At 61.6% G+C, this 13679-nt stretch carries 10 protein-coding genes; 8 read left to right on the plus strand and 2 right to left on the minus strand.

Annotated features, from left to right (window positions below; genetic code table 11):
- Nucleotides 1-18: 18 nt before the first annotated feature.
- Nucleotides 19-858 carry a 3-deoxy-manno-octulosonate cytidylyltransferase gene (gene kdsB / locus HZ994_17300; GenBank protein ID QTN33999.1) on the minus strand — a complete coding sequence of 280 codons (840 nt, stop codon included), beginning with the start codon at nucleotides 856-858 and terminating at the stop codon, nucleotides 19-21.
- A gap of 79 nt (nucleotides 859-937) precedes the next feature.
- On the opposite strand from kdsB, the gene HZ994_17305 reads away from it, so the two are divergent.
- The 8 genes from HZ994_17305 (at nucleotide 938) to HZ994_17340 (ending at nucleotide 11825) form a co-directional block, all read left to right on the plus strand.
- A complete protein-coding gene (locus tag HZ994_17305; GenBank protein QTN34000.1) occupies nucleotides 938-1927 on the plus strand; it encodes a hypothetical protein in 990 nt (329 codons plus the stop codon).
- 126 nt (nucleotides 1928-2053) lie between these two features.
- Nucleotides 2054-4678 (plus strand): hypothetical protein, encoded by a 2625-nt coding sequence (locus tag HZ994_17310; protein ID QTN34001.1) that lies wholly within the window; start codon nucleotides 2054-2056, stop codon nucleotides 4676-4678.
- Between the two features lie 11 nt (nucleotides 4679-4689).
- Nucleotides 4690-5319: a hypothetical protein gene (locus HZ994_17315; protein QTN34002.1), complete on the plus strand. Its 630-nt coding sequence runs from the start codon at nucleotides 4690-4692 to the stop codon at nucleotides 5317-5319.
- On the plus strand, nucleotides 5316-6308 hold the full coding sequence (locus HZ994_17320; GenBank protein QTN34003.1) for a terpene cyclase/mutase family protein: 993 nt from the start codon (nucleotides 5316-5318) through the stop codon (nucleotides 6306-6308). Before HZ994_17315 ends, HZ994_17320 begins: the two co-directional genes overlap by 4 nt.
- Entirely contained in the window at nucleotides 6305-7807 is a 1503-nt protein-coding gene (locus HZ994_17325; protein QTN34004.1) for a hypothetical protein, read from the plus strand. The genes HZ994_17320 and HZ994_17325 overlap by 4 nt, the downstream gene beginning before the upstream one ends.
- Complete coding sequence (locus HZ994_17330; protein QTN34005.1) at nucleotides 7797-9137, plus strand: hypothetical protein; 1341 nt, start codon at nucleotides 7797-7799, stop codon at nucleotides 9135-9137. Before HZ994_17325 ends, HZ994_17330 begins: the two co-directional genes overlap by 11 nt.
- Nucleotides 9134-10549, plus strand: coding sequence for a hypothetical protein (locus HZ994_17335; protein ID QTN34006.1), 1416 nt, complete (start codon nucleotides 9134-9136; stop codon nucleotides 10547-10549). The genes HZ994_17330 and HZ994_17335 overlap by 4 nt, the downstream gene beginning before the upstream one ends.
- A 70-nt stretch (nucleotides 10550-10619) precedes the next feature.
- The gene (locus HZ994_17340; GenBank protein QTN34007.1) at nucleotides 10620-11825 is read left to right on the plus strand and encodes a nucleoside monophosphate kinase; all 1206 of its coding nucleotides are present in this window, start codon (nucleotides 10620-10622) and stop codon (nucleotides 11823-11825) included.
- A 7-nt stretch (nucleotides 11826-11832) separates the two neighbouring features.
- Here the strand turns inward: HZ994_17340 and HZ994_17345 are convergent, their stop codons facing one another.
- Nucleotides 11833-13671, minus strand: coding sequence for a phosphoenolpyruvate carboxykinase (GTP) (locus tag HZ994_17345; GenBank protein QTN34008.1), 1839 nt, complete (start codon nucleotides 13669-13671; stop codon nucleotides 11833-11835).
- Nucleotides 13672-13679 lie beyond the last annotated feature (8 nt).

Here is a 13679-nt window from a genome sequence, read left to right on the forward strand (position 1 = left end):
AACTTCAAATTCTGAATTTCAATTCTCAAGGCGGAGGATGCGTTCGATATCCGCCGCTTGTTCCGGGGTATCGACGCCGGGGGAGGTGTCGGAGGTGATGAGGACGCGGATGCTTGCGCCGTTCTCGAGGGCGCGGAGCTGCTCGAGGGACTCCGCTTGCTCCAGCGGGGAGGGCGGCCAGGTGACGAAGGTTTCGAGGAAGTCGCGGCGGTATCCGTAGATTCCCTTGTGGCGCAGGACTTGCAGGCCGGGGACGGGGTTGCGAAAAAAGGGCAGGGGCGAGCGGGAGAAGTAGAGGGCGTGGCCGTTGGCCTTGAGCACGGTTTTCACCACGTTCGGATCGGCCGCCGCCGGATCCGCTGGATCGAGTGGGTTCGCGGCGGTGACCATGTGCAGGTCGGGATCGTCGATGAGCGCCTGCGCGAGTTCGTCGATCAGGGCGGGGTCAATGAGGGGCTCGTCGCCCTGGATGTTGATGATGTGGGTGGCTTCCGGGATCGCCTTCGCGGCTTCCGCAAGGCGGTCGGTGCCGGTCGGGTGGTCTGGCGATGTCATCACCGCCCTCCCCCCGAAGGTGGCGACGGCATCGGCGATGCGGCTGTCATCGGTGGCGACGATGACCTGGGAAAGCAGTTTCGCGCCCTGGCAGCGCTCCCATACATGCTGGATGAGTGTTTTCCCGGCGATGGGGTGGAGGGGTTTCCCGGGGAAGCGCGTGGAGCCCCATCTGGCGGGCAGTATGCCGATGACATGTTGGCTTTGGGCTTTCTCTGACACGCAATGGAATAGGTTGCGCCAAGCTATGAAGCCCGGTTCCGGACGGCAAGAACGGTTTGGGAAAATCTTCCGCGCCGCCATGTCCCTTCCCGAAAGAATCCGCTTGATGGGTGGGGTGGTGGGGGATTGGATGGTGGGAGATTAGCGCGCCCCTCCCGATATGAGTCTCAGAAAGCAGTTGAACGACATTTTGCCCGGCCTTTTACCGAACAACCCAGCGGAGGCGATCAAGGGCACGGAGCTCATACGCCTGGCCCGCAGGAGCCTGAACGGAAATTACTCGGATGCATCGCTGCGCTACCATTTCTCCATCATGTCCTGCGATCCCGCTTCGGCGATCGCAAAAGTGGAGAAGGGTCAGGGCTACTACCGCCGCAGCGAGCCGCTGCCGGCCTTGTCCGGGGCGCAGGAGCTGCTGGCATGGACGCAGGGGCGGCTTGAGGATCTCAGCGGCGATGAGACGACGGTGGACGGGGCGATGCTGCGCATCAGGAAGTTCCGCGCGGTCGTCACCCGTTACTACGAGATCAACGGGCGATTCCCCTTCGCATTCCGCGATCCCTTCGCCGCCACATCCCCTCTTGGGAATCTCTGGAAGTATCCCGAGCTTGTCCTCGTGGACTGGGAGACGGGCGGCTCGCCGGATGAGGAGATGTCATTGGATGAAACTATGCTTTCGTTCAAGCAGCGGCTCGGAATCGCGCCGTTCCGCCTGCATTCCGCTCGGCTCCGCCTCTCGCCTTCGTTGACGACTTACCGCGAGGATTTTTTCCAGACCCTCTCCGTGTCGCAGTGGGCACAGGGTGGCGAGCTGATCTATGCCGGACCCATCGAGGATGAGGCCTTGGCGGACGGGCTGCGGAAGCTGAGCGCCACCTTCGGCGTGGGTGTGACATCCTTCGGCCTGACGGCGGAGGTGCTGGATGACCTGCCGCGCCCCGCGAACATCCTCAACGCCCACCCTAAGGAAACGGAAGCGATCATGGCGAAGCTCGACATCACCCGCATCGCGGCGGTGCAGTCGCGCCCCCACCTTGATTGGACGGCGCTGGGCTCGATGAGATCCGAGTCGGTGGAGGCGGAGAAACTGGTCGCCTGGCTCAAGGCTTGCATCGACGGCAGGAAGGCGGAGCCTTTCAAGGACGAGTGACGCGGTTTTGAATTCCCGCAAAGGGAAGGTAAAATCCCGGCACGAATGAGAAATCTGCTGGATTTGCGGCGTATCCCTGCAAGAGTTGAGCAACCTTAGAGTGCATCCCGGTGCCGCCTAGAGAAGATGTCAGAGCATCCAGCCCCAATACAGACCGCGATTCCGGAAAGCCTGCGCAAACAGCTCGAGGAATTCCGCCGCGTCCTCTGGCGCCGAAAAGTGGTGGAGGCGGTGGCTGCCGGCATGATCGGGCTGTTCGTTTCCTTCCTGCTCATCTTCGGGCTGGACCGGGTTTGGCAGACCCCAGGCTGGGCGCGTCTGCTCATCCTGCTCGGCGGTGCCTCGCTCTTCGCCGTCTTCGCCCCCTACTGGCTGCACCGCTGGGTCTGGGGCAATCGCCAGGAAGGCCAGCTTGCGCGCCTGATCGCCCGGAGGTTCCCCGGGCTCGGCGATAGGTTGCTCGGCGTCATCGAACTCCAGGGGCAGCAAGAGGCGGGCGATTCGCTTTCGCCCCGGCTTCGCGCCGCAGCCATGGAAGTTGTTGCCGCAGAGGCTGGGAAGCGCGATCTCGCATCCGCACTCCCAACCCCGCGCCACAGGAAATGGGGATTGGCCGCCCTGCTCCTCATGGGTCTCGTGGCCACCGCTTTCATGGTCACCCCCAAGGCGGGCGTGAACGCACTGCAACGCTGGCTCATGCCGTTTTCCGATACCGAGCGCTACACCTTCACCCAACTCGAATCGCCGATCAGCTACCTCGCCGTGCCCTACGGCGAGTCATTTGCCATCAGCCTGAAGCTCTCGAAGAGTTCCGAGCAGAGGCCGTCCTCCGCAGAAGGCAGGTACGGCCTGCAGCCCGAGCTGCGCGCCGCCCTCAAGGACGGCGGCTACACTTTCCGTTTTCCCGGCCAGCAGGAGAAAGGCACCGTGGTTTTCCGCATCGGGGATCTGAAGCACCTCATCGCCGTGGAGCCGATGCAGCGTCCCGGCGTGAAGGGCACGAAGGCGCTCGTGAATTATCCGGACTACATGGGCATCCCCGATAAGGAGGTGCAGCTCACCACCGGCGAGATCAGCCTCGTCGAGGGCAGCGGTGTGGTCTTCCAGATGGATTTGGATCGTCCCGTGCGTTCCGGCGCCTTCGGCCCGGCACGGGCTTCGGGGGAGATGGAATCCGTTTCCACCTTCGAGCCATTTTCCGGGGCGCTGGCTGTCAGCGCGGACACCGTGAGCACGGCCGCCATCGAGGTGGGCGCCATCCCTTTTGAAATACCCTTCACATGGCAGGACGAGTTCGGGCTGATCGGAGGCTCTGAGTTCAGGTTGCGCGTGGATGCGGTCAAGGACGCCCCGCCGGTATCCTACACCCAGGGCATAGAGCGGCAGGTGGCCATCCTGCCCGAGGAGGCATTGGATTTCGAGATCCTCGGCGAGGATGACTTCGGGCTCAAGGAAACCGGCATCGAGTGGGAGAACATCGGCAACCCTTCGGGCGGCCAGACGGGCGCCAAGGGTGAGCTTGTCCTTGGCAAGGGCGGTCCGGAAGAAAACCGGATCATGAAGCCGGTCGCCTTCTCCCCGGCGGCCTTCGGCATGGGGCCGCAGAGGATCCTGATGCGCTCCTTTTCGCAGGACTACTTCCCGGATCGCGGACGTGTCTATTCCGAGCCGGTTCTCATCTACATCCTCAGCCGTGAGGAGCATGCCCAGCTGCTCAAAAGCCAGTTCGACAGGGCGATCGGGGAGCTTGAGGATCTTGCGCGCAAGGAACTGAACCTCCTCGATGAGAACCAGAAGCTCGACCGCATGGATGGGGAAGACCTCCAGAAGGACGAGAACCTCAAGAAGCTCGCAGAGCAGGAGCAAGCGGAGGATGCGAACGCTGAGAAGATGAAGGAACTCACCGAAAAGATGGAGGACGTCATGAAAGGGGCGACGCGCAACGGTGAGATCGACAAGGAAACGCTGAAGAAAATGGCGGAGGCCATGAAATCCATGCAGGAACTGGCCGAGAAGGACATCCCCAAGGTGCGCGACAAGCTCGGCGAATCCAAGGAGCAGTCCAATACGGCCGAGAAGACCGATTCCGATGTGCAGGAGGCTGTCGAGGAGCAGAAGAAGGTGGTGGAGAAAATGAAGGAAGCCATCGAGCAGGCGAACGATGCCAACAAGCGCTTCGAGGCCAGCACCTTTGTCGCCCGACTCAAGAAGGCCGCCTCCGAGGAGGAAGGCATCGCCGCAACACTCATCCAGGGGATGAAGACCCTCGGGGAGCGATACGACCTCATCGATCCGAGCGCACAGATGAAGCTCACCGAATCCTCCGGCCAGCAGGCGCAGATCGGCGCGGATGTCCGTTGGATCCAGGAGGATCTGGGGCATTACTACGCGCGGACGAACAAGGAGTCGTTCAGATCCATCATGGAGAAGATGCGCGATGCGAAGATCGACTCGGAGCTTGAGGAGGTGAAGGGCAAGCTCGAGCAGAACCATTCCTACGAGGCCACCGAGCGCGCCAAGGAAGCCGCCAGGAAGCTTGCCGAATGGGCGGCCATTCTCGGCGACGAGCTGGAAAAGGAAGGCGGCGGCGGAGGCGGAGATGGCGGCGGGCCGAGCCCGGAAGACGAGGATTTCGAGTTCATGCTGCGGGTCATGAAGATGATCCAGACCCAGCAGGATCTCCGCTCGCGCACACGGGTGCTTGAGCAGCTCAAGCGGGATGCCGGGGCGTCCCCCGGGCAAGGCCGATGAAAGACAAACCGATGAAGACGACTATTGCGATCCTCCTGATCTCCGCAGCAAATCTCCACGCCGGGGAGGTGCCCGATCGCGCCGAGATCGCCTTGCGTCATGCGGCGGGTTCCGAAAAACTCTCCGACGAGCAGGACGAGCTTTCCGCCGACGTCCAGCAGCTCGTCATCGAGCAGACGGATCCAAAGGTCATCAAGCTGCTCGGCGAGGTTGAGGAAATCATGGATGAGACCACGGACTACCTCTTGGAGGCGGATACCGGCGGCGATACGATCGCGGCTCAGACGGAGGTCATCGAGAAAATCCACGAGGCGGCCAAGGAAAAGCAGAAAAAAGGCGGGCAGGGAAAGGCGGGCGGTGCCATGATGGACATGATGGAGCGCATGATGGGAAAGAAAGAGGGTGAAGGCGAAGGCGAGGGGAAAGGCAAGGGCAAGGGCAAGGGTGCAGGCAACGAGGGCGGCGAAGGCATGACGGGCGAGTCCGATACCGCGAACTCCGGTGTGGGCGGGAATTCCGGGGACAGGGTGGAGCAGCGCACCGTTCCCAAGGCTGCCGGGAAAACCGGGAAAAACCTCCCGGATGAGTTCCAGAAAGCTCTTGATGCATACAACAGGGGATTGGAGGAGGTCGGCAAATGAGGGTTTTCCCCAAGATCCTTCTGTTCCAGTGCGCCGCGCTTGCCGTTTCCGCAAACGCCCAGGGCTTGCTGGACAGGGGCGACCAGAAAGTCCCCGCACAAGTGGATCTCATCTATGAGCGCGGCTTGCGCTATCTCGCGGAGAAACAGGCTGAAGACGGGTCATGGAGCGATACCGCCGGCAGGGAGCCGGGCGTTGTCGGGCTCTGTGTGGCGGCATTCCTAGCACACGGGGAGGATCCGAAGAACGGCCCCTACGCAAAGGTCATCGGCAAGGGTGTCGAATACATCATCTCGAAGCAGAGCGACACGAACGGCTACATCGGCACAAGCATGTACAACCACGCCTTCGCCACCAAGGCGCTGGCCGAGTCCTACGGCGTGGTGGAGAATCCGAAGCTGGCCGAGGCGCTCAAGGATGCCGTGGATCTGATCGTCAGCTCGCAGAAGCGCAACAGGCTCGGCGCATGGCGCTACACGCCGGACAGCAGCGATGCGGACACCACCGTGACAGGCTGCCAGATCGTGAGCCTTTTCGCGGCACGGAACGCTGGGATCTCGGTGCCTGACGATTCGATCAAGAAAGCCCTGGCCTACATGAACAGCTGCCGGGGCGGCGATGGTTCCTATGGCTACACATCCTCGGCCGGCGGCAAGCCCACCCTCACCGCCATCGGTTCCCTCTGCCTTTCCCTGGCGAAGGAAAAGGACTCCAAGGGCTATGCGGCCAGCCTATCCTACCTGAAGAAAAACCTGGATTACCGCGATCGCTACTACCCGTATTACTACGAATATTACATGTCGCAGGCGCTGTTCCATGCGGATGCGGATGCCTGGGCGGATTGGAACGCCCGCAACATCCGCTACCTCGGCACGATCCAGTCCGCGGACGGCTCCTTCCCGGGTAACCAGGGACAGGCATTCAGCACCGCCGGGGCGCTCCTTTCGCTCGCGCTCAACTACCGCTACCTACCCATCTACGAAAAATGACCCGCCCAACCATCATCACTTTTTCCCTGGCGCTCTGCTGCCATGCCGCGGAGACCAAGGAGGACTTCCTCAGCTTCACCAACGGCGACCAGCTCCACGGGCATTTCGCCGGCATGGCGGAGGATGCCACCCTGGTCTGGAAGCGCGACGATGTGGGGGCGGAGGTGAAATTCAAGACGGACGAGCTCAGGCGGGTGGTTCTGCATGGCGGGGAACCGCTCAATGCGCTCCGCGGATTTTCCCACATCGGCACCACCAATGGCGATCGCATCCCCGGCGAGATCCGCGAGATCGATGACAAGCGTGTCATCATCGATACGGAATTCGGCGGGATGATGGAGTTCCCGAGGGAGCATGTCGGGCTGCTTGCCCCGAGCCCGCTTGGAGGTCGGATACTCTACCACGGGCCTTTCGAAGCGGCGCAGTGGGAAATGATCAACACCGCCTACCCGGATGGACTGCCGGCTCCCCCTGCGGAGGGCGAGAAAAAGGAGGCCAAGGGGGATGGGCCACCGCGCTGGAAGCACAGGGGGGCAGCCTGGTATTGGAAAAACGATGAGACAGGCACCGCGCTCGCCCGCAAGACCGGGATGCCTGACAAGGCGGTGCTTCGCTTCGATGTCGCGTGGAAAAGCCGCCTTTCGCTCGCGGTCTCATTTCACGCTGATTTCTTCAAGCCGGAGGAAGTGGATGCCGGCAACCAGGTCGGCATGGCGATGGCGGGTGCTTCGAGATCCGTCTCCCTTCCGGAAATATTCGGCAACAGCTACGTGCTGCACATGTATTCGAATTATGTGATGCTCTACCGTACGTCCTTCGACGCAGCGGGCAGGCCCAGGCTGGACAGGCTCCAGACGAGCAACAGCAGCCTGCGCCTTGGCGATGCCGGGAAGGCTTCCGTGGAGATACGTTGCAACCGCATTTCCGGGGAGATCTCCCTCTTTGTGGACGGTGAGTTCGTCAGCCAGTGGAGCGAGCTTGGCGGCGGGATCGAGGAAGGCCAGGGCTATGCCGGCAAAGGGGATGGCTTCGGCTTCGTGGCACAGTCCGAGGGGGCGTCGATGAAACTCTCCGAGATCATCGTATCCGAGTGGAACGGAATGCCTGACTCCGCCCGCAGCATGCAGGTGGACGATGCGGACATCGTCCTTCTCGCAAACGGCACGGATCGTTTTTCCGGCAAGGTGACGGGTTTCCACGAGGGCATCCTTAAGCTTGAGGGGCGCTTCGGGAACTTCGAATTCCCCATCGCGGAGGTGGCGGAAGTCCGTTTTTCGAAATCGGGCCTTGCCGTTGCGGAAGCGAGCCCATCCGCCGAGATCCGGCTCAGGTTCCATCCCATGGGCAGGATCAGCGGCAAGGCTTTGGGTGGCGACGCATCATCGCTCCGCTTGCGCAGCGCCCACGCCGGTGACATCGATGTGAAGCTGGGTTCCGCAGTGATGCTGGAGTTCGGCGATAACGAAAGCTTCTTGGATGACTGGGACGATGAATTCTGATTTCCGCCGCTGCGCCGCTTTCCTGCTTGGCATGGTTTCCTCCGCTTTCGCGGCGGAGATCACCTTGCAGGATGATGGCAAGCTCACCGGCGAGGTGGCGTCCATGGATGCCGAAGGCAACGTCGAGCTGCTTTCCCCGATCTCCGAAAAGCCGCTCAGGATACGTGGCGACAAGGCGCTGCGCATCGATTTCGGTTCTGCCGGTAAGGCCTTCGAACCAGCCACCGAGAGGGTGGAACTATCCAACGGCGACATCCTCGCCGCCAGGGTCAACTCCCTTGCCGACGGCCTGCTCAACGTGGAATCCGCGGATCTGGGGGAAATTTCCATCCCCCGGGCCATGGTTTCCTCCATCCAGCTCGGCATTTCCACCAAAAAGGTCATCTACTCCGGGCCCAAGGACTTCGAGGGATGGACGCGTGATGAGGGAGGTGCGCAAAGCTGGAAGATGGAGGGCGGTGAATTCGTGGCGGAGGAGCAGGGCATAATTTCCATGGATGCGGGATTGCCGGAGAAGTTCATCATCAGGTTCTCCATGAAATGGAGCAACTATCCGAATTTCCAGTTCCGCTTCGCCGAGCCGCCAGGGGGGAATTCCGGTCGCGTTGACAGGTATCTGCTGCAATTCGTCGGCTCTGGGCTTGGTGTCTTCAGGGAGTCCGGGAGCAAGAGCGGCAACATCCCCATCGCTGTCGCCAACAGGTCGTCGGGGCGTGATGCAAACAACAGCATGCAGGTTGAGATCCGGGTTGACCGCAGCCGCAGCCATCTCCAGCTGTTCATAGACGGGCAGTTGCAAGGCCGCTACACCGATCCGGTGCCCGGCATTCCCAGCGGTACCGGCATATCTCTGGTCAACAGGGCTCCGCGCCAGAGCGACCAACGGATAGGCCAGATCGAGGTGCTGGAATGGGACGACAGCGCAGACAGGCACCGCAGCGAGGAGCGCGGTGAGGGCGGCGAAGATTCGCTCATCGGGCGCAACGGCGAGCGCCTCGGAGGAAAGCTCACATCGATACGCAGGGATGGGGGCAAGGCGGTTTACATGTTCAAGAGCGATTTCCAGAAAGACCTGTTGGCGGTGCCCGAGCAGGAGGTTTCCACGGTCTTTGTCGGCGATGGTGCCAAGCCGGCGAAGAAAAGCAAATCAGGGGGCATGACCCTCAGCCTGCGTGGCGGCGGGCAGATGGAGGTTTCCTCGTGCGTGTTCCGTTCCGGAAAGGTTACTGCGGAGCATCCGCTGCTCGGCAGCCTGGATATCGACCGGGACGCGATCCTTTCCCTCCAACGACGGGCTGCACCGAAGGCCAATCCGTTACCAAGCCGATGAAAATCACAATCCCACTAGCACTGATCCTCCTCGCACACCCCAGCATGGCCGGCGCGGACGATGCGGTGGTTCGTTTCTCCAACGGCGACCAGCTCACCGGCGAGGTGCTGTCCATCACCGGTGACAGGCTTTCAATCAAATCGCAGGTTCTCGATGGGGATGCCGAGTTCGATACCGGGAACATCATCGATCTTAGCATGGCGGACGGCGGGGCTTTGGCTCCAGATGCGGGCGCCACCCACAGGGCGGTGCTGGAGATGACCAACGGCGACCGCATCGAAGGCCGCCTCGCCGGCCTCGGCGATGAGGAGATCAAGATCGCGACGCCTTACGCCGGCGAACTCACCATAAGGCGCGTCAACGTGCAGAGCATCGATATCTCTCGCGTATCGGACTCCCACTACCGCGGCCCGAACAGCTTGGAGGAGTGGCAGGCCGGCAAGCAGAACGGCAGTTGGCAATTCAAGGCGGGAGCGCTGCATTCAAGCTCGCCCGGTGCGATCGCGCGGGAAATCGAGTTCCCGGAGGAGTGCGTGATCGGCTTCGATGCCTCATGGAGGGGTTCTTTCCGCCCGAAGATCATTTTCTTTTCCGATGATACAAGCACTTCGGATCCGAAGGTGGGGTACGAGATGGTTTTCCAAGGGAACTCCGTGCATGTGAAGAAGAGCGGTTCCAACAACTGGCTCGGTCATTCCACCAACGCTGCGAAACTCCGTGAGAACGAGAAAGCGCGCATCGAGATCAAGGCGAGCAAGAAAACCGGCAAGATCCTGCTCTATGTTGACGGCGAGATTGCGGATCTCTGGCAGGATGCGGATTTCGCCGGGACGAAGTTCGGAATGGGGCTGCATATCGTGGCCCAGGACAGCTCGCCGCTCCGGATTTCCAACATCACGGTCACCGGCTGGGATGGCTACCACGAGGAAGTCCCGGAACGTCAGATGGGCTTCCAGGGAAGGGTTTTCCGGGGTGGGATGGAGATGCGCTTGGGCTTGGGTGGGGAGGATCCCGGCGAGGAGGAAGAGGACAGCTCCGAGAAGCTGCCCGATGGGCGCATGTTGCTCGTCAACGGCGATAGCATCGAGGGAGAGGTGCTGAAGGTCGAGGGCGAGGACATCACCGTGAAGACGCCTTTCACCGAAGTCACTTTCCCCATCGCCAGGCTCAAGAACATCGCCCTGAAGAAAGCCGACATGGAGACGGTGAAGCTATATGCCGCGGATGTTAGGGCAACCTTCGCGGATGGATCCCGCCTGGTCTTCCGCTTCGACGGAGTGGACGGCGACAACATCATCGGATTCAGCCAGCACTTCGGGCAGGCGCGTTTTTCCCGGGACGCCTTCCGCAGGATCGAGTTCAACATCCACAACCGCGCCATGGATTCGATGCGCCAGGGGGATGGCTGGTGACAGGGACGGAACCGCCCCGGATGGGATGATTTCAAGCCGGTGCTGGACGAGGGGGGTGCGGTGATGTTGGATGCCCCACGAAGTGACCGATTCAACCCATGCAACTCCGCCGGCCGACCTTGAGATCAAGGATGCTCAGCTCATTTTCAACCGCGTCTGGAAGGAGCTGGAAGACGATCTGGGGCGCGGGAACCTGCGCTTTCCCAAGGAGTTGATCCTGCTCGGGGGAGCGCCCGGTTCCGGGAAGGGGACGAACACCGATTTCATCCGCAAGGTGCGCGGCATCACTGCCCAGCCCATCGTGGTCAGCCAACTGCTGGACTCGCCGGAGGCGAGGAAAATCAAGGCGGGCGGGGGCATGGTCGGGGATGAGGAGGTGCTGCGCTTGCTTTTGCGGGAGATGCTCAAGCCGGAGTTCCGCGACAGCGCTGTGCTCGATGGATTCCCGCGGACGAACGTGCAGGTGGAGTGCCTCAAGATGTTCTATGACCAGATGGTGCTGCTAAGGCGCGAGTTTTCCGAAACAGCGCAAGCCCATTTCTTCAGGCAGCCGGTGTTCCACATCATGGTGCTGTTCGTGGATGAGGCGGAGAGCATCGCCAGGCAGCTGAAGCGTGGGCAGGAAACCCTGGCCCACAATGCCGAGATCAGGCACGCGGGGGTCGGCGTGCTGGAAGAGGAGCGCGCTACGGATTTCGATGAGGATCTCGCCAGGAACCGCTACCGCACGTTCAAGGAGAAGACCTACGATGCGCTGGTCTCGCTGAAGCAGATCTTCCACTACCATTTCATCAACGCCCAGGCACCCATCGAGGTGGTGCAGCAGAACATCATCCGCGAGCTGGAATACCAGAGCTCGCTGGAGCTTGATCCCCGCACTTACGACACGCTGCGCCACATCCCGCTGGCGGATGAGATCGTCGTGCAGGCGCGGCAGGAACTGGTCAACCGCCTGGACAGCTACCAGATCGAGCACCGCGAGCTGTTCACCAGTGTCGTCGATTTCATCCAGGAAAAGATGATGCCTGTCATCAAGCGCTATGCCGTGACAGGGCGTGCGACCGTGAACACGGAGGACGCTCTTTTCCATGATCCCGTTGCCCTGGCCATCCTCATCGATGTCTATTCGGAGCGCGGCTTCCAGGCGATGGTGGACATCCACCGCCAGGAAATCCCGGAGCGGGTCGATCTCGCGACCGGAGAGATCAGCACTCGGCTGAAAAAGGTCTACCGCATCACGATATTCTTCAGCGGCTCGAAGATAAGGCGCGGCTGATGCCGTGCTAGACAAGTCTGGCCGCCAGCAGCTCCCTCTGGAAGATGAGTTCCTTGGGCAGATGGTCGTAGAGGTCGATGAACAGCTCGCCCTGGGAAACGAGTTCGGCGCGCCACTCGAGGCGGTCGAATTTCATCACCTTCTCGAAATCCTCCTGCGAGAAATCCTCCAGATCCTCGATGTTGAAGTTCGCGTAGTCCGGGATCCAGCCGATCTGGGTCTCATGCCCGGCGGCGGCTCCCTTGCAGCGTTTCACGATCCATTCAAGCACCCGCATGTTCTCGGAAAAGCCGGGCCACATGAATTTCCCTTCGGCGTCCTTGCGGAACCAGTTCACGTGGAAGAAGCGGGGGAGGTGGGTGAGGTAGCGCTGCATTTCGAGCCAGTGGCCGAAGTAGGCGCCCATGTTGTAGCCGCAGAATGGCAGCATGGCCATCGGATCGCGGCGGACCTTGCCGATGGTTCCGGCGGCGGCGGCGGTCATTTCCGAGCCCATGGTCGCGCCGACATAGACTCCGTGGGACCAGTTGAAGGCCTGATAGACGAGCGGCATGGTGGTGGCGCGGCGGCCGCCGAAAATAACGCCGTCGATGGGGACGCCCTCCGGGTTCTGCCAATTGGGGTCGATGGTCGGGCACTGCTTCGCCGGGGCGGTGAAGCGGGAGTTCGCATGGGCGGCGGTACGACCGCAGCCGGGCGTCCAGTCCTGGCCTGTCCAATCGATGAGGTGGGCGGGGGCCTCCTTGGTGAGCCCTTCCCACCAGACATCGCCGTCGTCTGTCAGGGCGACGTTGGTGAAGATCGCGTTCTCGGTCATCGACTCCATGGCGATGCGGTTAGACTCCCAGTTGGTGCCGGGCGCGACGCCGAAGAATCCGGTCTCGGGGTTGATGGCATGGAGTTTCCCGTCCTCATGCGGCCAGAGCCAGGCAATGTCATCGCCGACGATGGAGGTTTTCCAGCCCTTGTCCGCGTAGGGTTTGGGTGGTTCCAGCATGGCGAGGTTGGTCTTCCCGCAGGCGGATGGGAAAGCGGCGGTGACGTAGGTCGTGGAGCCGTCGGGCGCGTGGAGGCCAAGGATGAGCATGTGCTCGGCCATCCAGCGGTGCTCGCGGGCGATGTTCGATGCGATGCGCAGCGCGAGGCACTTTTTCCCTAACAGGGCGTTGCCGCCGTATCCGGAGCCGTAGGACATGATCTCGCGGGTATCGACGAAATGAGAGATGTATTTGTCGTCGTTGCAGGGCCACGGTACATCCTTTTCCCCGGCGGAAAGGGGTGCGCCCACCGAGTGGAGGCACTTGATGTATTGGGCGTGGCCGTCGCGTTTCTTCGGAACCGCCCCGCTGCACTCGTCCTCGAGCCGTTTCAGCACCTGGGATCCCATGTGCGCCATGATACGCATGTTCACCACCACGTAGGCGCTGTCGGAAACCTGCACCCCGATCTTGGCGAGGGGGGAATCCGGCGGCCCCATGCAGAAGGGGATCACATACATCGTGCGGCCTTTCATCGAGCCGGTGAACTTGTCGGTCAGGAGTTTCCGCATCTCCAGCGGATCCGCCCACTTGTTGGTCGGGCCGGCCTCGTCCGGGCGTTTCGTGCAGATGAACGTGCGTTCCTCAACGCGGGCGACATCGGATGTGGTGGAGCGTGCGAGGAAGGAATTAGGTCGTTTCTCCGGGTTCAGGCGAGTGAATGTGCCGTTGTCGCAGAGGAGTTGGGTGAGGGTGTCCCATTCTTCCTGGGATCCGTCGCACCAGACTACGTTTTCCGGGGTGCATAGGGCGGCCATCTGGTCGACCCATATCTGTAGTTCTTTGTAGGAGGTTCCTTGTGTGTTCATGGCTGAGA

Source organism: Akkermansiaceae bacterium (assembly GCA_017798145.1).
Lineage (GTDB): Bacteria > Verrucomicrobiota > Verrucomicrobiia > Verrucomicrobiales > Akkermansiaceae > Luteolibacter.